17 protein-coding genes are annotated in these 20,279 nt (G+C 63.2%); 6 read left to right on the forward strand and 11 right to left on the reverse strand.

Annotated features, from left to right (window positions below; genetic code table 11):
• Together QRN70_RS01505 and QRN70_RS01510 are read right to left on the reverse strand one after the other, a co-directional pair.
• Entirely contained in the window at positions 1-1,131 is a 1,131-nt protein-coding gene (locus QRN70_RS01505; protein WP_285415451.1) for a LuxE/PaaK family acyltransferase, read from the reverse strand.
• A gap of 11 nt (positions 1,132-1,142) precedes the next feature.
• Positions 1,143-2,396 carry an MFS transporter gene (locus QRN70_RS01510; protein WP_285415452.1) on the reverse strand — a complete coding sequence of 418 codons (1,254 nt, stop codon included), beginning with the start codon at positions 2,394-2,396 and terminating at the stop codon, positions 1,143-1,145.
• 566 nt (positions 2,397-2,962) lie between these two features.
• On the opposite strand from QRN70_RS01510, the gene QRN70_RS01515 reads away from it, so the two are divergent.
• Positions 2,963-3,151, forward strand: coding sequence for a hypothetical protein (locus tag QRN70_RS01515; protein WP_285415453.1), 189 nt, complete (start codon positions 2,963-2,965; stop codon positions 3,149-3,151).
• A gap of 18 nt (positions 3,152-3,169) precedes the next feature.
• Here QRN70_RS01515 and QRN70_RS01520 read toward each other — a convergent pair whose 3' ends face one another.
• Complete coding sequence (locus tag QRN70_RS01520) at positions 3,170-3,547, reverse strand: fe2+ zn2+ uptake regulation protein (RefSeq protein WP_285415454.1); 378 nt, start codon at positions 3,545-3,547, stop codon at positions 3,170-3,172.
• A gap of 301 nt (positions 3,548-3,848) precedes the next feature.
• On the opposite strand from QRN70_RS01520, the gene pvdQ reads away from it, so the two are divergent.
• Positions 3,849-6,197: a bifunctional acylase PvdQ gene (gene pvdQ / locus QRN70_RS01525; RefSeq protein WP_285415455.1), complete on the forward strand. Its 2,349-nt coding sequence runs from the start codon at positions 3,849-3,851 to the stop codon at positions 6,195-6,197.
• A gap of 54 nt (positions 6,198-6,251) precedes the next feature.
• Here pvdQ and QRN70_RS01530 read toward each other — a convergent pair whose 3' ends face one another.
• Positions 6,252-7,253: a FecR family protein gene (locus QRN70_RS01530; RefSeq protein WP_285415456.1), complete on the reverse strand. Its 1,002-nt coding sequence runs from the start codon at positions 7,251-7,253 to the stop codon at positions 6,252-6,254.
• Positions 7,254-7,408: 155 nt separating this feature from the next.
• Between QRN70_RS01530 and QRN70_RS01535 the strand changes: the two genes are divergently transcribed.
• A complete protein-coding gene (locus QRN70_RS01535) occupies positions 7,409-7,678 on the forward strand; it encodes a PepSY domain-containing protein (protein WP_285415457.1) in 270 nt (89 codons plus the stop codon).
• A 66-nt stretch (positions 7,679-7,744) separates the two neighbouring features.
• On the opposite strand, the gene QRN70_RS01540 is transcribed toward QRN70_RS01535, so the two are convergent.
• Positions 7,745-12,529, reverse strand: coding sequence for a dermonecrotic toxin domain-containing protein (locus QRN70_RS01540; RefSeq protein ID WP_285415458.1), 4,785 nt, complete (start codon positions 12,527-12,529; stop codon positions 7,745-7,747).
• Between the two features lie 171 nt (positions 12,530-12,700).
• Here QRN70_RS01540 and QRN70_RS01545 point away from each other — a divergent pair, with 171 nt between their 5' ends.
• Positions 12,701-13,732 carry an Ldh family oxidoreductase gene (locus tag QRN70_RS01545; RefSeq protein ID WP_285415459.1) on the forward strand — a complete coding sequence of 344 codons (1,032 nt, stop codon included), beginning with the start codon at positions 12,701-12,703 and terminating at the stop codon, positions 13,730-13,732.
• Between the two features lie 59 nt (positions 13,733-13,791).
• Here QRN70_RS01545 and QRN70_RS01550 read toward each other — a convergent pair whose 3' ends face one another.
• Entirely contained in the window at positions 13,792-14,109 is a 318-nt protein-coding gene (locus QRN70_RS01550) for an ElaB/YgaM/YqjD family protein (protein ID WP_285415460.1), read from the reverse strand.
• Positions 14,110-14,264: 155 nt separating this feature from the next.
• Between QRN70_RS01550 and QRN70_RS01555 the strand changes: the two genes are divergently transcribed.
• Complete coding sequence (locus tag QRN70_RS01555; RefSeq protein WP_038363082.1) at positions 14,265-14,519, forward strand: hypothetical protein; 255 nt, start codon at positions 14,265-14,267, stop codon at positions 14,517-14,519.
• Between the two features lie 7 nt (positions 14,520-14,526).
• On the opposite strand, the gene QRN70_RS01560 is transcribed toward QRN70_RS01555, so the two are convergent.
• Positions 14,527-15,441 carry a LysR family transcriptional regulator gene (locus QRN70_RS01560; protein ID WP_285415461.1) on the reverse strand — a complete coding sequence of 305 codons (915 nt, stop codon included), beginning with the start codon at positions 15,439-15,441 and terminating at the stop codon, positions 14,527-14,529.
• Between the two features lie 84 nt (positions 15,442-15,525).
• Here QRN70_RS01560 and QRN70_RS01565 point away from each other — a divergent pair, with 84 nt between their 5' ends.
• Positions 15,526-16,449 (forward strand): carbon-nitrogen hydrolase family protein, encoded by a 924-nt coding sequence (locus QRN70_RS01565; RefSeq protein ID WP_285415462.1) that lies wholly within the window; start codon positions 15,526-15,528, stop codon positions 16,447-16,449.
• Positions 16,450-16,522: 73 nt separating this feature from the next.
• Here the strand turns inward: QRN70_RS01565 and QRN70_RS01570 are convergent, their stop codons facing one another.
• The 4 genes from QRN70_RS01570 to QRN70_RS01585 all read right to left on the reverse strand — a co-directional run bounded on the left by QRN70_RS01570 (position 16,523) and on the right by QRN70_RS01585 (position 20,222).
• The gene (locus QRN70_RS01570; protein ID WP_285415463.1) at positions 16,523-17,071 is read right to left on the reverse strand and encodes a GNAT family N-acetyltransferase; all 549 of its coding nucleotides are present in this window, start codon (positions 17,069-17,071) and stop codon (positions 16,523-16,525) included.
• A 51-nt stretch (positions 17,072-17,122) separates the two neighbouring features.
• Entirely contained in the window at positions 17,123-17,596 is a 474-nt protein-coding gene (locus QRN70_RS01575) for an LEA/WHy family protein (RefSeq protein WP_285415464.1), read from the reverse strand.
• 67 nt (positions 17,597-17,663) lie between these two features.
• Positions 17,664-19,130, reverse strand: a complete 1,467-nt coding sequence (locus QRN70_RS01580) for a nucleobase:cation symporter-2 family protein (RefSeq protein WP_285415465.1) — start codon at positions 19,128-19,130, stop codon at positions 17,664-17,666.
• A 198-nt stretch (positions 19,131-19,328) separates the two neighbouring features.
• Complete coding sequence (locus tag QRN70_RS01585; RefSeq protein ID WP_285415466.1) at positions 19,329-20,222, reverse strand: LysR family transcriptional regulator; 894 nt, start codon at positions 20,220-20,222, stop codon at positions 19,329-19,331.
• Positions 20,223-20,279: the final 57 nt, after the last annotated feature.

Below are 20,279 nucleotides of genomic sequence, written 5' to 3' on the forward strand. Positions count from 1 at the left end.
TCAGTGCCTCCCCAGCAGTTCGGCGGCGGCCATGGCACAACTGCGCCCGGCGCTGGTGCCGGCGCGGCCGTGCAGCTCGAACCAGTCGCTGTCCAGGCCGCAATCGCAGCTGGAGCCGGGGTGCAGGGTGGCAATGTCGCTCATTACGACCGCGTGCGCCGGGCTTGAAGAAATGTACGGCGAGACGAAGCCGAGCAAACCGGGCTGACCATAGGGCTGCACAGCGAAATCCACCGGGTTGCGCACAATCACCCGGGCGTACACCGGCACATGGAAGTGATGCCGGGCACATTCCACGTAGGGCACCGCGTGTTCGACGGCGCCATAGCCATCCCGGCAGCGTGCCACGGCAATGCCCAGTTGTTGCTGAATCTGTGCATACAGCTGCTGGCGGGGGATTTCATCGGCGGCCCGGGTTTTCCAGCCACCACCGAAGATCGCCAGTGATTGCGCCGGCAAGCGCAGATCCTGCACGGCGCTCGCCTGCATCTGTTGCAGGACCTGCCAGAGAAACGCCGGGAATCCGAAGATCCGCACCGGCAGGCCTTCTTCGGCAAAGGATTGCAGGGCTTCGATCACGCCGAACGGATCGAACTGATGGCCGCTGCCGGTGCTGCGCAGCGCGTAGACCACCCGGTTGGCAGGCGCGAAACGACACAGGAACTGATCGGTGAACGAGGTGCCGAGGCTGATCGGGCCGTGCGGTTCGTAGCTCAGCAGCAGGTAGTTGCACGGGGTGTCCGGGGTGTTCCAGGCGTAATGACAGAAAATCCGCTCGACCATGTGTTGCGCGGCCGCGAGGCTGCGCGCGTCGTAGCGCATGCGGCTTTTCTGCCCGCTGGTGCCGGACGAGGTCAGCTCCAGGGCGTCCTTGCCGCTGGCACTCAGGAGCAGGTGCTGTTTGAAGAAACTGGCGAAGATCGGCGGCAGGCGCGCCCAATCGTCGAGGCCGTGCAAGTCGTCCGCCGTGAGCCCGTTGGCTTGCAGCCAATGGGCGTAGCCAGGCGTCTGCAGGCAATGGAACTGGCTGATTTCAGCCATGGCCCGGTCGAACTGTTGCGGTGCAACGGAATCCTGGCAATAGGGATTCGACAACGCGCAGAGCGCATCGCTGTGAGGGAGATGGAACATCCGAAGATCCTTTACGGAGAGGGTGGAAGTGCGTGCGCGGTGGGTTGGCTGCGCAGGAAGCTCAGGAGCAAGGGCAGCGCCAGCAAGCCACCGAGGGCGGCCAGCAGGGCGAAGGATTGCAGTTTTGCGCCGGCACCGAGCGCGGCTATCAGGGAACCGCCAGCGGCCATCACGGCGATGGAAATCATGCCGATGCTGGCTGACACCAGGCCCTTGCTGTCATCGCTGGCAAACAGTGCCATGCGGTACAGCGCGGCGTTGCTTAGGCCCAGGCCCAGGGCATACAGCGCCAGGCCCGCCATCAGCGGCCCGAGTGCGGCATTGAGCAGGGCGACGCCGATCAGGCTCAGCAGGCCGAGGCTGAATGGCCACAGGGCCAGGCGGATCAGTTGCGGCAGCGCGTGCGTCAGCAGCAAACGATCGAGTAGCAGATTGCCGCAGATCACCGCGGAAAACAGCGGAATCTGCCACAGGCCATATTCCACCGGTGTCATGCCCAGCAACTCGATCAGCAGCAGCGGCGCGACGCCGATCCAGGCAATCAGCGGCAGGCCCATCAGGCCCAGGGCAAGACTGGCGGCGAGAAAACGACGATTGCCGAGCAGCGCACGATAACGGCGCAGCAACTGTCGCCCGGAGAACGCGACGGCCGCCATCACCTGACCGTCATGGCGCGCGACACCGACGGTTTCCGGCGTGCACAGATACAGCGCCAGCCATACCGCCACGGCGACCAACGCCAGGGCCAGGAACAGTTCGCGCCAGTCCAGGTATTGCAGCAACAGGCTGCCGAGGAGGGGACCGAGCAACGGCGACAACAGGGCGACATTGCCCAGCAATGCCATCAGCCGCACCGCATCGGCTTCGCAGAACACTTCCTGCAGCGCCGGGTAGCTGACCGCCACCACGTAACCCAGGCCCATGCCTTGCAGCAGGCGCATCAGGTTGAAGGCTTCGATGCTGGTCGTGCCTGCCGCCAGGGCGCAGGCGAGGGCGAACAGGGCGCTGCCGGTCAGCAGCAGCGGCCGCCGCCCGTAACGATCGGCGAGCGGGCCGACCAGCCATTGCACGCAGACCCCGCCGAGCAGGTACAGATTGAAGGCGTTGGCGACATGGTGCGCGGCGGCGTCGAACTCGGCGGTGACATCGAGCATGGCCGGCATCAGCATGTCGCTGGCCATGTACGTCAGCAGTTCGAAGCCGGCCACGGCCAGACAGAAACCGAGCATGGCCAGCGGTTTGATCGCGATTAAGGTTCTCTGCATAGACATCCCTGTGTGCCGCCTGGGTAAAAGATGCGCAGAGCCTAAATAAACTCGTCAGCGCCACCAAACGCTTTGCCGCGACAGAAAGTTTCAAATACTTACAGCATGTTTAAGCCGCTGCAGAAACGCCTTGATTGCGTCGGGAGGTGTCTAGCCCGGATGTTTCAGCGCGCACAAAAATGCCCGCGCAAGGCGGGCATCGTTGACGGTCAATCCTGTTGGGGCGACGTCCGTTTAATCCATCTACAGACTGGTGGGATGAATAATCAGGCTAGCGATGATAGTAACCGGGACCTTCTTGGTAATAGCGATGGTGATCGCCATGCCAGCCACCGTGGGGGAAAATAATGCAGCCGCTGAGAGTCAGCACTGCCAGGACAGGAATCAGCCAGGTGATTCGACGTAACATTTCAAAATCCTCATGGTTAACACCGCATGAAGCCAAAGCTTCTTCACGGCTGTAACATGAGACACCGTTTGCCGTGGCGCATTCCCGCGTCACGGTAAGTGCATGGCATGCAAATCGATACAAACCGGATACATTTCCATCGTTTCAGGAACCCGCAATGACCCAGTCGCAACGTTTGAAATACTCGATTCTGATCGCCCTCACGGTGCTGGCGATCATGCTCGGCCTGTCCTGGCTGCAAAACCAGGGCATGCTCAGCGAGAAGATGTTCCAGTACATCGCCATCGGCGTGGCGGTGGTCGTGGTAGTGATCAACGGGGTGATGCGCCGCAAGGTCAAACCCTGACGGCGATCGGCGGGGGCTTCAATCGCAGTTGAGCACCGCGGCAGCCTGCGGATGCAGGCTGTAGCTCTTGTCGGCGTTGAAGGTGATCACACCTTCGGCGCACAGCCGCTTGAGCACTTCGCGCACACTGAGAAACGACAGCGGAACGTCCAGATCCAGCAATTGGCTATGGACACCGCGCACACCCAGGCGCCGGTCGGTTTGCGCGGCCACCAGCAGGGCGTCGATGACTTTCAGCCGGATCAGGCTGGTACGCAGTCCGAAACTCTTGAGCAGCAGTCGAATGCGCTCGTTGCCGTGGCGCTCGACCCGGTGTCCGAAATCGCCGACGCGCGAACCCATGGAAGCTCCTTTTGGCGCCAGGCTACCGTCCGTTGGTAGTTGCGAGTTGTACATGCGGTTACTCCTTTTCAGAGCGTGCTCGGAAACGTATTGGGGTGCTCTCAGCGTATAAGACGAATCAGCCCGACAAATCATGAAGGGCAAAATGTAGAAAATTTGTCGCTAATTCGTGTTTTCTCCGTAATCACGGGGCGATATCGCGGTTCGCCCGGCTAAATTTTTTCCCCCGGCTTCGTTTCCCTTGCAAGGCTCATTGCGCGTGGACGCGTGCGTGGCTGTTTTCCGCAGCAGGCTGTCGCGCGCCAGATGACCGGCGACGCAGGCCTGCTCTTCGGTATTTCGATCAGGAGCGAGCGTGATTATTTCCAGGCAGTTAACCGGACTGGCCGTCGCCGGTATGTTTCTCGGACTGAGCCTGTCGGCCCATGCACTCAGCCCCACCAGCCAGGGAGGCGCCGACATCCGCCGCACATCGTTTGGCGTACCGCATATCCGCGCGCAGGACGAACGCGGCCTCGGCTTCGGCATCGGCTATGCCTATGCCCAGGACAACCTGTGCCTGCTGGCCAACGAAATCGTCACGGTCAACGGCGAGCGTTCCCGGTTCTTCGGGCCTGAGCAGTTCACCGTCGAGCAACGCGAAAACCGCGTCAGTGACCTGTTTTTCAGCTGGCTCAACACCCCGCAGGCGGTGAACACGTTCTGGCAGGCGCAACCGGTTGAAGTACAGAACCTGGTGCAAGGTTATGCGGCGGGTTACAACCAGTACCTCGCCGAACGTCGCCAGCAGGGCCTGCCGCAGCAGTGCCAGGGTGAATGGGTGCGCGACATCGGCGCCGCCGATCTGGTCAAGCTGACCCGGCGCCTGCTGGTCGAGGGCGGTGTCGGCCAGTTCGCCGAAGCGCTGGCCGGTGCCACACCGCCGCAAGCGGCCACCGCGCGCATCGACAACGACGCCCGCGCCTATGAGCTGGCAGACGCACGCCTGCAGCGTTTCGCCCTGGATCGCGGCAGCAACGCGGTGGCGGTGGGCAGCGAGCGTTCGTTCAACGGTCGCGGCATGCTGCTGGCCAACCCGCATTTCCCGTGGGTGGGCGGCATGCGCTTCTATCAGATGCACCTGACCATCCCCGGCAAACTCGACGTGATGGGCGCGGCCCTGCCGGGCCTGCCGATGATCAATATCGGCTTCAACCAGCATCTGGCCTGGACCCACACCGTTGACGCGTCGAAGCATTTCACGCTGTACCGTCTGCAACTCGACCCGAAGGATCCGACGCGCTATCTGCTCGATGGCAAATCCGTGCCGATGAGCAAGCAGACGCTGACCGTGCAGGTCAAGCAGGCGGACGGCCAGGTCGTGCCGGTGTCGCGCGATGTCTACAGCTCGCAGTTCGGCCCGATCGTGCAGTGGCCGGGCAAACTCGACTGGGACAACCAGTACGCCTACAGCCTGCGCGATGCCAATCTCGACAACGATCGGGTGCTCAAGCAGTGGTACGCGATGAACCGTGCGGCCAGCCTTCAGGACCTGCAGGATTCGGTACACAAGATCCAGGGCATCCCGTGGGTCAATACCCTGGCCGTGGATGACAAGGGCCAGACGCTGTACATGAACCTGTCGGTGGTGCCGAACGTCAACGCCGAGAAACTGGGCCAGTGCAGCGATCCGCGCGCAGGCCTGCAAATGATCGTGCTCGACGGCTCCAACAGCGCCTGCGCCTGGGATATTGACCCGCAGGCGGCGCAGCCAGGCATTTACCCTGCCAGTCAGTTGCCGCAGCTGTTGCGCAAGGACTTCGTCCAGCATTCCAACGATTCGGCGTGGCTGGCCAACCCGGCGCAGCCGCTGACCGGGTTCTCCCCGCTGATCAGCCAGGACGGCCAGCCGCTGGGACTGCGTGCACGCTTTGCCTTGAGTCGCCTCACGGCGCCGAACCAGGGCGAGACACTGGCGGTGAAGGACCTGCAACACATGGTCATGGACGATCAGGTGTATCTGGCAGGCCAGGTGATGCCGGATCTGCTGAAGTTCTGCGCCGCTGACCTGGGTGCCGATGCCTCGGCACTCAAACCGGTGTGCGCCAGCCTCAAGGCCTGGGACGGCCGGGCGAACCTCGACTCGGGCGTGGGCCTGGTGCACTTCCAGAACATCATGAGCACCTTGCAGGAGTCGCCGGACGTCTGGCGTGTCGCGTTCGATCCGCAGGATGCGCAACACACGCCACGCGGCTTGGCCATCGAGCAGGCGCCGGTTGCCAAGGCGTTGCGTGAAGCGATGCTGGCCTCCGCCGAACTGGCGACGAAAATGGGCTTGCGCGCGGACATGCGCTGGGGTGATGTGCAGGTGGTCAGCAGCGGCGGTAAACAGACGCCGATCCACGGGGGACCGGGGACGCTGGGGATCTATAACGCGATCCAGAGTGTGCCGCGCGAAGACGGTCGGCTCGAGGTAGTGAGCGGGACCAGTTACCTGCAGGTGGTGACGTTCGATGACAAGGGGCCACATGCCGAAGGGCTGCTGGCGTTCTCGTTGTCCAGCGACCCGGCGTCGAAATACTCGCGGGACCAGACGCAAGCGTTCTCCAACAAGCAGTGGAGTGTGCTGCCATTCACCGAACAGCAGATCAAGGCCGATCCGCAGTATCAGTTGCAGACAGTGCGCGAATCAGCGGACAAGCGCGGGAGCGTGGCAGTGCAGTAACGCTGTCGAAGCTTGCGTGAGACACGAAGGCCGCATCCGCAAGGGTGGCGGCCTTCAGCTTTTTGGCGGCTGCTGCGGCAATGGATTGATCACCGGGTCGCCTTCGTTGTTGCGGGTCAGGTACACCGGCAGGACCTTGGGCAGCGTACCGACCAGGTTGTTGAGTTGCTTGATGTTGTAGATGCCGCCAATGCGGATGGCGCCGGTGCTGGCATCGGCGAGCATCACCGGTTTGTCGAGGTAGCGGTTGATCAGCGGCAAGGCTTCGCTCAAGGGCAGGTCGTTGAGTACCAGTTTGCCGTCACGCCAGGCCAGGGCGGTATCGTTGGCGTAGGTCTGGCTGAGCTGCGGCATGTAGTCGCCGTGCCGGAAGCGCGCCTGCATCGCCGGGCCCAGGCGCAGACCGTCGCCGGGCAGGGCGGCATTGCTGGTCACCAGGACCGAGCCTTCGATCAGGTTGACCCGCACCTGGTCCTCATACATCCAGACGTTGAAACGGGTGCCGGTCACACGAATTCTGCCTTCAGCGGCACGCACGACGAACGGATGCTGCGCGTCGTGACTGACTTCGAAGAACGCCTCGCCCTTTTTCAGAGTGACCCGGCGTTCGTGCTTGTAGTTGCTGTAGGTCAGCTCGGTGTTGAGGTTGAGCTCGACCTGACTGCCGTCGGCGAGGCGGACCTGGCGCACGTTGTCCGTGGCCGCGAAGTGCTGGTAGCTGTTGGGCAGCCAGCCGAGGTTCCAGCCCGTCAGTGCGGCGATGGGCAATGCCAGCGCGCAGACACCGGCGGCCATGGCGTACTGGCGCCACGTACGCGTCGGGGCGGGCGTGGCAGGGCTGGCGACCGGTTCCGGGCGTGGCAAATGTTCTGCGACTTCCCAGATTTCCAGCATGGCTTCGTATTCGAAGGCGTGCAGCGGGTGGGCATCTCGCCACTGCTCGAACGCGCGCCGCTCCTCGGCGGTGCAGTCGACGGCATGCAGACGCATGCACCAATGCGCGGCGGCATCGGTGATCGCATCGTATTCGGCTTCCGAGAGGGTGTCTTGGGTCATCGACTCATCCTGGTTTCGCGCATTCTAACCTTGCAGGCGAGGTGCCGAGAACATCAGTCATGGCAATTACCCATCAAAGTGGAACTTATTTTTCACGCAGGCGCCCAAAACAGCAGGACGTCCTACGCACACTATCCACCAAATGGAGTGAAAAAATGATCAAAAGAACCGCTATCGCCCTGATTACCACTGCCGGCCTGCTGAGCGCCGGTGCTGCCTTCGCCGACCGCCCGGGCGCCGGCTGGGTCACCATCGAGAAGGCGATCGAGATCGTCAAGACCAAGGCCGGTTATGTCGAGGTCTATGAAATCGAGGCCGACAACAACGGTTACTGGAAAGGCGAAGGGCGCAAGGCTGACGGCGTGGTCTATGAGTTCCGCATCGACGGCACCTCGGGCAACGTATTGCGCGATCAGAAAGACTGACCGCGTCGGCCAGTCTCGTGGCAATAAAGCGCAGGTGTTCGACCTGCGCTTTTTTTTGCCTGGCGCTCAGGGCGAGCGCGTCGGATCCAGTTGCCTGCCAAGGGCGCAGATCAGATACGCCAGTGAGTCGGCGTTACGCAGAATGACGTTGATCCGTGCCGCCGCTGACTGCGGATCGAGAAACGCGTCCCGCGCTGTATCCAGCGTGGTCTTCCCCGTGGCCGCCAGTACGCCCTCGCAAGCGTGCGCCAGCGCCGGAATGCTGTCGAAGCTCAGCCACTCGCGCAGTGATTCGCTCCAGTAGCTGAACAACTCTTCGCGGGGCGTGGTCAGCGACAACGACGCACGCTGGAAGCGCTCCTGATTCTGCTTCATCGTCGCGCCGTAGGCGGTGATCGTCGAGATCAGGTCGGAAAACGGCCGCCGCGCCTCCATGGACGCGATGTCCACGGCCTGGCTGAACTGATGGGCGAATTCATGGATCAGGGTGGCCGCCTGGGCGTGGCTGTCGACGTCAAAGGGCTGCGTCAGTGCGGATTTGTACCAGTCCAGCTGCGGGCTGAAGAATTTCTCGGTGAAGTGCACTTTTTTCTGATCGTCACCGTCGAGCACGAACGCGATGATGTCGGAGAAATAGCGGTTCGAGCCGATGACGAAACGGTCGGTGTTCAACAGGTCCTCGGCCGGATCCACCAGCGCCTGACAGATCGGCACAATGGCTTTTTTGATGCTGCGCAACAGTTCGATATCGATGTGCGTCAGGTCGAACACGGTTTTGAGCAGGGTGTGTACGCGGGTTCCGGGCAGTTCAGGATCGAACTGCGCAAGGTTGTGCAGACTGTTGAACGCATAGAACCGCGCCAGATCCACGGCTTGCATGAGCATTTGCGCCTTGCGCGGGTGCTTGCGGCGGATCTCCTGCATGCCCTGGGCTTCGATGTCCAACACCTCGCGGCGTTCGCGCTCATTGCTGTAGCGGTTGTGCAGTTTGGACACGGCCTTGCCGTAATGCACCGTGTAGCAATCGGGGTCGATCACCAGCCGGTCACCGCGGCTGACCAGTCTGGGGCCGCGCAATGCGTTGTCAGCCAGCTGCCATTGGCTGTTGTGGTCCTTGACCACGCGATAGACCTTGCCGGCGACAGCGGCAAATGTGCGGTTGTCCGAGTAACGCACATAGGTGCCGTCCTTCGCGTTGCGGGTCAGGTCCTTGAGGGCCACCGCCGTTGTTTCGAAGACCTGCAATTGCGTGCGCCATGGCGAAGTCAGGCGGGTCTGCGCCCAGTTGCTCACCTCGACCGGCAGGGTGGCGCTGTCCAGCGCTGGCACGACCGCGGGGGGCACTGGCGCCTGTGGCAGCAGCACCACTTCAAGCAGCTGCATGGCGCCGTCGATAAACCCCTTCAACGCACGTCGCCAATGCTGGTTCTGCAGCGCTTCGGCAGACGCCTTGAAACTTTCGTAGGCCGGCCAGAGCAGCGGCACGTAGGCGAGTTTGCCGGGCAAAGGTGCGGGCACCTGGCGAATGTCGGCGGCGCAGAGGGTTTTCGCCGCTTCCCAGTCGGCCTGGGCCTCGCTTCTGGCCTGGCTGCCAAGCATTTGCCTGAGCAGCTCGGTGTTGTCCGTGAACAGGTGCTCCAGGCAGTTGCCGGTGATCGAGTTGTCGACCAGGCGAATTTCGCTGATCTGGCCAAGACTGGCCTGGAACAGGCCGCGAAATACCGCCTGCTGGGCCTGAGGCAGGCGCCGAATCAGCAGGTCTTGCAGATCCCCGGGGGTGTTCAACGCGGCGATCAGCGCGGCGTCATCGGCAAATTCGCGAAACATCGGCTGCGCGTACGGCGTGAAGAGTATTCGCGGCGCCTTCGCGGCTGTGCGCTTGATCAGATACATGCCCTGAACGCCGATTGCCGCGGCACCGGCGGTTTTGACCAGCGTCAGCGGCGACACAGTTGCGTCTGCGCCGGCCAGCGTGGCGCGGGCCGTGGCGTCAGGCATGTCGAACACCTGGCAGAGGCTGTCGAAGGCTCGCTCGGACAACTGCTGTTGCAACTGCATGGCGTGGGCGTGTTGCAGCAGTTGCCACGGCAGTTGCCGGACAAAACGCTGTTTGCGTGCCAGGCCTTCGGTGTCGACCGCCGTCAGGGCCTGCGTCACTTTGCCGGCGTAGGTGTCGCTGATCGCCAGTGCCGCCAACAGTTGCCGGACGGCTGCCGGGTCGAGGTTTTTCGGCAAGGCCTGGTGGGTCTTCGAACCAACCGTGAAACCACTGCCCTGGGCGACATTGACGTGGTTCAGAGCAAATTCGACCAGGTTGCAGGCGGGGCCGGCCAGACTCAGGTTCGGCGTGATTTCGATCTGCCACGGGTCCAGTGCGCTGTCGGGGAAACGCTTGTCGAGCAGGCTTTTCAGCGTCTGCGCGACGTGGCTCGACAGCGTCGGGATGCCGTCGAGGTAATCCTTGTCGTCCGCCACGCTGTGCCGCCATTGTTCCAGCAGCTCGACATGCCGCTGCTGTTCCGCCGCCGAGGCCATGCTCAGCCAGGCCGGCAGCGATTGCTGGCGGCTGATGGCCCGGGCATGGTCAGCGGCCAGGTGCAGATTGGTGACGATGGGCGTGTCGAGTTGCGCAAGCAGGGCTTTTTTTTGCCGTGACGGTTCATTGATTCGCGCGCGTATCTGTGCGCAGCGCGCCATGAAGTGCTCGATGGCCGATTGCGCGCGGTGCAGTAACAGGTGGTCGCGGATCAGGTTCCAGTGGCCCAGGGTGTAGCGCTGGTGGAACGGCTGTTGATCCGCCGAGAGATTTTCCAGCAGACCCAGGCGTTGCACCGGGTCCTGCAGGCGTTGATCGAGCACGCGCCGCGCCGTCAGCACGGTGTCGAACAGCTCCAGGCCCAGGGCCGGCGTCCACAGGATCGCGCACCCGGAGTTCTCGGCATCGAGGCCGCCGCGCTCGGTCATCAGCACGCAATAAGCCAGCGGCAGCAGCGTGCGTGCGTTCGGCGCAGTCAGCGTCAGCGAGTAAGCATCGGGGCGGAAGCCCTTGACGGCAAGACGCTCCTCGCGCAGCGGACGATCGGCGTCGAAGACCGCCTCGACAATCGCCGCCGCTGTTTCGGGCAGGCTGCCAGTGAGCGCGCGCAACCGCGCTTCGCCGCGGACGCCGACAAACAGCGCATGGGCCAGGTGGTTTTTCATGTTTTCCAGGTAACTGCGCTGGGCTTTGGCCGAGCTCAGCGGCTGGGCGTTGAACTCGGCACTGATCGGCGCCTCGACACCGCTGAACGTCTTGATCGCCGCGCTGGCCTTGTCGCTCAGCACCAGTGACGGCTGCTGGCTGCCGGTGAACGCCGGGCTGGTACTCCAGCGCCCGGCCACTTCCAGCGCCAGCAGCCGCTGGTGCAGCATGGCGCGGATGTCCAGCGCCTTGTCGAACAGCGCATGCAGTTCCACCGCGCCATCGCTGTGACGAAACACTTGCAGGGCGTACTCGATGTTCTGCCGCTGCTTGGTGAGGATGGCGTCGAACAGTGTCTGGAATACCTCGCCGGTGATTCGCGCGCCTGAGACCTGCGGTTGATCGAAGCCGAGAAAGCGCCGGCGTTCCTCGAGGTTGAGCAGCGCATACAGCTCATCCTCGTGACCGGGTGCGGCGAATTTTGCCTGCAAGGTCGCCTTGAGATCGGCGTAGTCGGCGAGCATCTGCAGGCCATGGACCGGCGTGTAGAGACAGGCGTACGGGGCGCCGAGCATCAGCGAACCGGCGAGTTCGACGTAGTTCGGCGCGTACTCCCAGAGCCGCACGGATTCGACGACCTGCCCCGACGCAGCGTCGTTGGTGGGGCGTAGCAGTTGGAACAGTTCGGCAAACTGCTCGGCATCGAGCACAGCGGCGTCGCGCTTGAGCAACAGCTCGGTGCGCAACTGATCCTCGAGTACTTGGCGAAACAGGCTGCGGCGCGGCATGCCAAGGCCGGCGGCGGCCTGCCAGTAGCGCTCGAGTTGGTCGAACAGCAACGTCGGCAGTTGGCCGGAAACACTGACCAGCGTCTGTTCCCAATGCTGTTGATCCTCGGGTTTCGGCGCGCGGCCGGGGTTGGAAAACTCACGTCGACGCTCGTCCGGCCAGCGTTGATGGCGGTAATGCAGCAACACCGCTTCGCTCAGGCTCAGGTGCTCGAGGGTCTGCCGGCCGCGACTGTTGTGTTGACTGGTGCGCGGATGAAAGGTCACCCGGGTATGGCGTTGTTGCACTTTGGCAAACATCGGTTCGAGGCGTTCGGCCAGCACGCTGTCGAGCAGCGCAGTGAGGGTCGGCAACTGTTTGAGCTCATCACACAGGGTCTGGGCGTTGAGCAGCAGGGCCGTACGCAAGGACGTTTCACATTCGGCGAAGACATCGCCGGCGATGACCGCGAAGCTCAAGGTGATGCCGTCAGCATCGAGCAGGCGCCTGCGTTGGGCCACGGAGAAAAAGGCCAGCAGGTCGTCCTGCTCATCGGCCTTGTTCAGACGCTCTTCGAGTTTTTCCTGGAGGGCGGCGCGGTCGTCGAACTTCTCGATGCCGGCCAATGGGGTGTAGAGGATTTCGCCCTGGTCATCCGGCGTGGCGCCGAGCACGAAACTGCCCGGCAGTTGCACCGGGATCTGCTTGCCGACGGTCAGCAGGATGCGCTCGGCGCGCATTGCTGGGGTTTGCTGGCTGCGCAGGGTAGCGCTGGCGAGTTTTGCGTGGGCCAGCCAACGAAAGTCCTTTTCGCTCAGGCCATGAAGCGTGCCCAGCGCTTTCCAGCGACCTGGGGCATCGAAGGCCTCGGCGAACAACAGCGGTGGGGTGGGTGCAGACATGTCGAGCCTCGCAGGCCTGGTTGATCGAGGCCTGAGGTTAGGCCGCGTCCGCCCCGCAGCGGTGGTACATAGCTACCGCAGGGTTGACACGCGACAGGTCGGGCGTGGTTAATCGGGGCGCAAGTTGTTCGTACGCTGTTGTTCCCTCCAATAATTATTCTGGAGCTTCAGATGTCTGCGCCTCACGATCATGCCCACACGTCCACGCTGTCAGTCGAAGCGCTGACGCAATTGCTCGAAACGATTTTTCTGCGCCACGGTGTGTCTGCCGAGGCTGCCGGCGTGCTCGCCGCCAACTGCGCCAACGCCGAACGCGACGGTGCGCACAGCCACGGCGTGTTCCGCATGCCCGGCTATGTCTCGACGCTGAACAGCGGCTGGGTCAACGGCAAGGCGCTGCCGCAGGTCGAGGACGTCGCCTCGGGCTTTGTCCGAGTCGATGCCGGTGGCGGTTTCGCCCAGCCGGCGCTGGCGGCGGCGCGGCCGTTGCTGGTGGAAAAGGCGCGCAGCGCCGGGATCGCGGTGTTGGCGATTCGCAATTCCCATCACTTCGCGGCGCTGTGGCCGGATGTCGAACCGTTTGCCGAGGACGGGCTGGTGGCGCTCAGCGTGGTCAACAGCATGACTTGCGTGGTGCCCCACGGCGCCGACCGGCCGCTGTTCGGCACCAACCCGATTGCGTTTGCCGCGCCACGGGCCGGTGGTGCACCGATCGTGTTCGACCTGGCCACCAGTGCCATCGCCCACGGCGACGTGCAGATCGCTGCACGCCAAGGCGAAAAACTCCCGTCAGGAATGGGCGTCGACAGCCTCGGGCAACCGACCTGCGATCCCAAGGCGATTCTCGAGGGCGGCGCACTGCTGCCGTTTGGCGGGCACAAGGGCTCGGCGTTGTCGATGATGGTCGAGTTGCTGGCGGCGGCGCTGACCGGCGGGCATTTCTCCTTCGAATTCGACTGGAAGAATCATCCGGGCGCGAAAACCCCGTGGACCGGGCAATTGCTGATTGTCATCGACCCGAGCAAAGCCGCGGGGCAGCCCTTCGCCGAGCGCAGCCAGGAGTTGGTGCGGCAGATGCACGGCGTCGGCCTCAAGCGCCTGCCGGGTGATCGCCGCCACTTGCAGCGTGCCCGTTCGCTGGCCGAAGGCATTGCGCTGGACGCGCAAACCCTGGCACAGCTGCGCGAACTGGCCGGTCACTAAAAAATACAGGCATTAAAAAAGGCGAGCCGCGGGGCTCGCCTTTTTTTATTGCCGCAGGTTCAGCGACGACCCAGCAGCAACCCGACGACCAGACCGAAACCGGCGGAAATCGCCACGGTCTGCCATGGGTGGCCACCGATGTAGCTTTCGGTGGCTTCAACGGCCGGTTTGGTGCGCTCGCGCACATTGGAAACCGAGTCCAGGGCCTGCTGCAGTTTCAGGGCGATTTGCCCGCGCAGGGACTCCGCTTCCTCGCCGACCAGCGAGGCACTGCTCTTGAGCAGTTTGTCCGACTCTTCGATCAGAGCCTGAAGTTCGCTGAAGGCCTGATCCTTGATTTGGTCTTGGGCGGCTTGCATGGCGGTTTTCCGGGCCATTGGGTGACTCCTTGCAGGTGAATGGACAGTGAACAATGGAGTGTGGCGCCGTGGAAAAAGTTGCAGCGATTTTTCTTCCCGAGAGAAATCCACCGCGGGAGATTTCCTTACAGCGTGTAAGATGTCGCCTATTTTCACGCAACAGGTAATTCCCCATGAGTTTCAATCTGGCCGACAAATCCCTCGCAGAGCGCGCCGCGCTGGAAGACGAGAAATCCCGTCTGTTCGAACTCTGGCAAAACAACCTGGGCAAAGCCAAGGGCGAAGCCGCACGGTTGTTTGGCGAGCGCGCCAAGCGCAAGGGCAAATGGGCCGAGTGGGTCCGCGCGGAACTGGACGGCATGTCGCCGCCGGAATTCGCCAACATGGTCCGCAGTGAGGTCAACCGGCTGATGGCGGCCAACAAGTAAGGCGCCTTCAAGCCCCGGCGAAACTGGCGGCGATCGCCTCGCGCACCTTCAACAGCAGCGGATCGATCTGGCTGCTGGTGCGCCAGCCCAGTTCCACCGGGTAGCGGGGCAGATCCAGCGGGCAGGGCAGCAGCACCAGGCCGCTGAGCCCGGCGATGGCTTCGGCGGCGTGGGTCGGAATGGTCGCTACCGCCGCACTGCCCTTGAGCAGATGCGGCAGGGCGGCGAAATGCGTGGTCGAGGCACACACCCGGCGACTGCGTCCGACGGCCGCCAGGCCTTCGTCGGTGATGCCGATGAAACCACCCGACGACACCAGAATGTGTTCGCGGGCGACAAATTCTTCCAGACTGATCCGCTGCTGCCCGGGCGCCAGACTTGCCGGGTCCACCAGGCACGCGTAACCCCCTTCACCCAGCACCTGACGGCTGAGCAGCCGCTCGGCAAAGCCGCCGGCGGTAATCGCCAGGTCGATGCTGCGCTCCATCAGGGCGCTGGCGACGATCTGGCTGTGAGTCTGGCGGAAGATCAGCCGCAGTTTCGGCGCGCTGCAGGCGATCTGCTCGATCAGCCGGCGGCCGTAGGCGATCTCGAAATCATCCGACAAGCCGACAGTGACCGAACGGCCTTCGTACTGGTTGGCGGCCGGATCGACCATGGCCAGGCTCTGTCGGCACTTGTTCAGCGCGTCGCTGACCACCGGTTTCAGTTGATTGGCCTTGAGCGTCGCTGCCAGACCGCGCCCGGTGCGCACGAACAATTGATCGCCATACACCTCGCGCAGCCGGCGCAAGGCCGCACTGACCGCCGACTGTGTAACCCCCAGGCGCAACGCCGCGCGGCTGGCACTGGACTCTTCATGCAGGGCTTCGAAAACTTTCAGCAGGTTGAGATCGACGTTTACGATATTCATTTGGCTCATATCATTCAGCAGTGAATCGGGCTTTATTCATGATCCCGTGGCGCCGGAGAATGGGCAACACCTGAATCAGCTGGAGTGAATGTCATGCCCAAATCCGTTGTTGCCGCCCTGCAGATCGGCGCCTTGCCCGGTGGCAAGGGTGAAACCCTGGAACAGATCCTGAGCTGGGAAGCGGCGATCATCGAGTCCGGCGCCGCACTGGTCGTGATGCCTGAAGCGGTGCTTGGCGGTTATCCCAAGGGCGAGGGCTTCGGCACGCAGTTGGGCTACCGACTGCCCGAGGGGCGCGAGGCCTACGCGCGTTACTTCGCCAATGCGATCGATGTGCCGGGCGCCGAAACCGAAGCGCTGGCCGGATTGTCGGCCCGCACCGGGGCCAATCTGGTCATCGGGGTGATCGAGCGCGCCGGCAGCACCTTGTATTGCACTGCGTTGTATTTCGATCCGCAGGCCGGGTTGATCGCCAAGCATCGCAAACTGATGCCAACCGGCACCGAACGGCTGATCTGGGGCAAGGGCGACGGCTCGACGTTGCCGGTGCTGGATACGCAGGTGGGCAAGCTCGGCGCCGTGGTGTGCTGGGAAAACATGATGCCGTTGCTGCGCACGGCGATGTACGCCAAGGGTATTGAAGTGTGGTGTGCACCGACCGTGGATGAACGCGAGATGTGGCAGGTGAGCATGCGCCATATCGCGCATGAAGGCCGTTGCTTTGTGGTCAGTGCCTGCCAGGTCCAGGCCTCGCCGAATGAGTTGGGCATCGAGGTGGCCAACTGGCCGGCGGATCGCCCGCTGATTGCCGGCGGCAGTGTCATCGTCGGCCCGATGGGCGATGTGCTGGCCGGGCCGCTGCGCGGTGGCGCCGGGCTGCTGACTGCGCAGATCGACACCGCTGAACTGGTGCGCGCGCGTTACGACTACGATGTGGTCGGCCACTACGCGCGCCCGGACGTGTTCGAACTGAGCGTGGACGAACGGGCCAAACCCGGCGTGCGCTTCACTGTTTAAACCGCTGGTGCCGCCGCCGGCGGCGATTGCAAGAATCGCAGCCGGCAGCGGCGCTGGCACTTGTGCCGACGGGTCATGACTGCTGCTGCAGCCATTCCTCACGGGTGATTTCCCACAGCTCGCGGGGGAAGCGCCCGCCGACGAAATCGTCTTCGTCGGTGCCGATCAAGCGCATGCCGGTGCGTTCGGAGATTCTGCGCGAACCGATGTTCGGCGCCGCTTTCGGTACGCGCATCAGCGGTCGGCCAAGGGTTTCGAACCAGTAGCGCGTTACTGCTGCGCAGGCCTCGGTCATCAGGCCCTGGCCCTGCGCGGCGGGTGCCAGCCAGAAACCACGGTGATTGTCGGCCTGATCCATCAGGCTGATATTGCCGAGCAACTGCTCTGGCGCCGACTGCAGACGGATCGTCCAGTGCCATTCCTCTCCGCGGGCAATGGCGGGCAGGGCGATGTCGCGCAGGTAGCTGAGCGCCCCATCCTCCGGATACGGCCAGGGCACGGCAGCGTTGAGGTAGCGCACCACTTGCCAGTGTGCGAACTGCTGCTGGATCGCCTCGGCGTCAGCCAGTTGCAGGGGGCGCAGGATCAGCCGTTCGGTGTACAGGGTCGGGGTGTCTTCCATGGCGGCATCGCTCCTTCGATCAAGCATTGAACGACGCAGGCTACCCCATCTCTACCAGGTCGCGGCAGTGGATTTTGGCAGGCTCAGTTTGCCGCTGTCCTGAAAGCGCATGGTGCCGAACACACCGCCGGCGAGTTTGCCGCGCAGGACGTAGGGCAGGTTGTCGAGGGTTTGCGTCTGACTCAGGCCCAGAGTCTGGCGCAGCACCGAGAATGCGGAAATGCTCACGGGCACGCTGACAATGGTTTCCGAGAATCGCGGGATCGAGCCGCGCTGATCGCTGACGCCCGACGCCAGGGAATGGCCATTGACGTCAAGGTCGAGGGCAATGCCGTTGTACTCGATCGCTGTTTCGTTGGGGTTCTGCACCCGCAACTTGATGGCGAAACGCACTTCCAGGTCCTGGCTCGGCAGCGGTTCGAGACCGACGACATTGATGTTCACCGGATCACGGTTGGGAAACAACGCGCAGGCGCTGAGGGAGAGCAACAGCAAGGAGAGGATGACGGCTTGGATTCGGCGCATGATGGTCTCGACAAAAAAGGGCTGAACCGCTACCGGTTCAGCCCTTTGTGGCAGGACGCGGACAGGTTCAGCGGTTCAACTGTGCGACCGCAGCAGGCGTCGCGGGTTCAGCCTTGGCCGGGATTTCCGGGTTTTCCATGACTTGCAGAATAGAAGCTTCCGGGTCGAAGTCGTCTTCTTCCAGTTCGATGAATTCTTCCGGGAGAAAGATGTTCAGCACGATCGCACACAATGCGCCGACGGTGATCGGCGATTCGAAAATGTTGCGCAGCGCCTGCGGCAGTTCCCGCAGCACTTCCGGCACGGCGGCGATACCCAGGCCCATGCCTAGGGAAATCGCCACGATGAGCATGTTGCGCCGGTGCAGGCCGGCCTCGGCGAGGATCTTGATTCCGGCCACGGCCACGGTGCCGAACATCACCAGTTCGGCGCCGCCGAGCACCGGTTTGGGCATCAATTGCAACACCGCACCAATCATCGGGAACAAGCCGAGCAGGACCAGCAGGCCGGCGATGAAGAACGCCACGTAGCGACTGGCCACGCCGGTCAACTGAATCACCCCGTTGTTCTGCGCGAAGGTCACCATGGGCATGCTGTTGAAGACGGCGGCCATGGCCGAATTGAGGCCGTCGGCCAGCAGCCCGGACTTGATCCGGCGGATATACAGCGGGCCTTTGACCGGCTGGCGGGAAATCATCGAGTTGGCGGTCAGGTCACCGGCGGCTTCCAGCGGCGACACCAGGAAGATCACCGCCACCGGTACGAAGGCCACCCAGTCGAAGTTGAAACCGTACTTGAACGGCACCGGCACGCTGAACACCGGCACGGTCGGCAGGTTGGCGAAATCCACCTGGCCCATCAGCCACGCCACCAGGTAGCCGATGGTCAGGCCGATGACGATGGCGCCGAGGCGCAGGAACGGCACGTCGACCCGGTTCAGCACGACGATGGTGCCCAGCACCAGCGCCGCGAGGAACACATGGCTGGCCGCGCCCAGGTCCGGCGCGCCGAAGCCGCCGGCGATGTCGGTCATCGCCACTTTGATCAACGACAGGCCCATGAGGGTGATGATGGTGCCGGTCACCACCGGGGTAATCAGCATGCGCAGTTTGCCGATGAACTGACTGAGCACCACCTCGATGAACGCCGCGAAGAAGCACACGCCGAAGATCGTCGAGAGGATTTCATCGGTGCCGCCGCCACGCGCCTTGACCATGAAGCCGGCGCTGAGAATCACGCTGATAAAGGAAAAACTGGTGCCTTGCAGGCACAGCAGCCCGGAGCCGATCGGGCCGAAGCGTCGCGCCTGGACGAAGGTGCCAAGGCCGGAGACGAACAGCGCCATGCTGATCAGGTAGGGAATTTCGCTGTGCAGGCCGAGGGCGCCGCCCATGATCAGGGTCGGGGTGATGATCCCGACGAAGCTGGCCAGCACGTGTTGCAGCGCCGCAAACACCGTGGCGGTGAAGTGCGGGCGGTCGTTGAGGCCGTAGATCAGGTCGTTGTTGCGCGGGGCTTTTTCAGAGACGGTCATGGTGGTGTGCGCGCCGCAATGCGCGGCCGGTCAGAAAATGGAGGCGCAGGATGCCGGAAGAGGGCGGCGAGGGCAACGCAATAAAACTGCCTGAAAGGTCAGCTTTTATTGGGCGCGGCACAGATCGCGGCTCGCGACTGGCTGCCATCTTCCGTGCCGATGAAGCCGGCTCTGGCGCCGCTGCGAGCGTTTCCGGGCTCAGGCGAACGCCGCGAGAAGATCCTCCTCGAACGCCTTTTGCGCATCGCCCGGCACCTGCGCCCGGTGCCGGGCCAGGTGAAACGCCACCTCGAAACTCAGCTCGCCCGCGCGCAACGGCCGCAGGAGGCCCTGGTCCTGCCAGCTGCGCGCGTAGTGATCCGGCAGATATCCAACGTGCCTGCCGGACAGAATGAACGTCAGCGTACCCTCGACCTGTTCCGCACGCGCCGAGCAGAGCTTGCCCTGGAACGGTTCGTCGCTGCGCAGGAAACGGTACGGGTGATCGACCCGGTCGCAGGCCTGCAGTGCGGCGTCATCGGGTTCCTGCACAAGAAACAGAGGATGGCCGGGGGCGCAATACAGATGCTGGGTTTCGCTGAACAACTGGCGGTAATCGAATGCACGCTGCGCCAGTGAGAAGTAACCGATGGCCAGGTCCAGCCGTTGTTGCAACAGCAGGCGTTCCATCTCGCCGGGCATGGCGCTGATCAGCTCGATGCGCACCGACTCGTCGCGCTCGCGAAAGCGCCGGATGGCCGCGGCCACCCGTTGCAGCACCGAGCGGTCGACGGCTTCCGACACGCCCAGGCGCACCTCGCCGATCAAGCGCCCGGCGACACCGTTGGACTGATGGCGAAAGGTTTCGATGGATTCGAACAGGCTGCGAATCGCGATCAGCAGTTGCTCGCCCTTGGGCGTGACACTGAAACCACCCTTGCCGCGGCTGCACAGGCGGTAGCCGAGGCGGGTTTCCAATCGGGCCATCTGCTGGCTGATGCTCGACTGGCTCAAGCCCAATTCGCCTTGGGCGGCACTGAAGCCGCCGCACTCGACCACCCGGACAAACAGGCGCAGCAGCTGCAGATCGATGTCGTGGAGCTGGCCGAGCATCACATTACTCCAGAGTAAAGTCAGGTTAATTGACTTGATATTTTTGCAATGTATCCG

The organism is Pseudomonas sp. efr-133-TYG-5 (genome assembly GCF_030209175.1).
Classification (GTDB): Bacteria; Pseudomonadota; Gammaproteobacteria; order Pseudomonadales; family Pseudomonadaceae; genus Aquipseudomonas.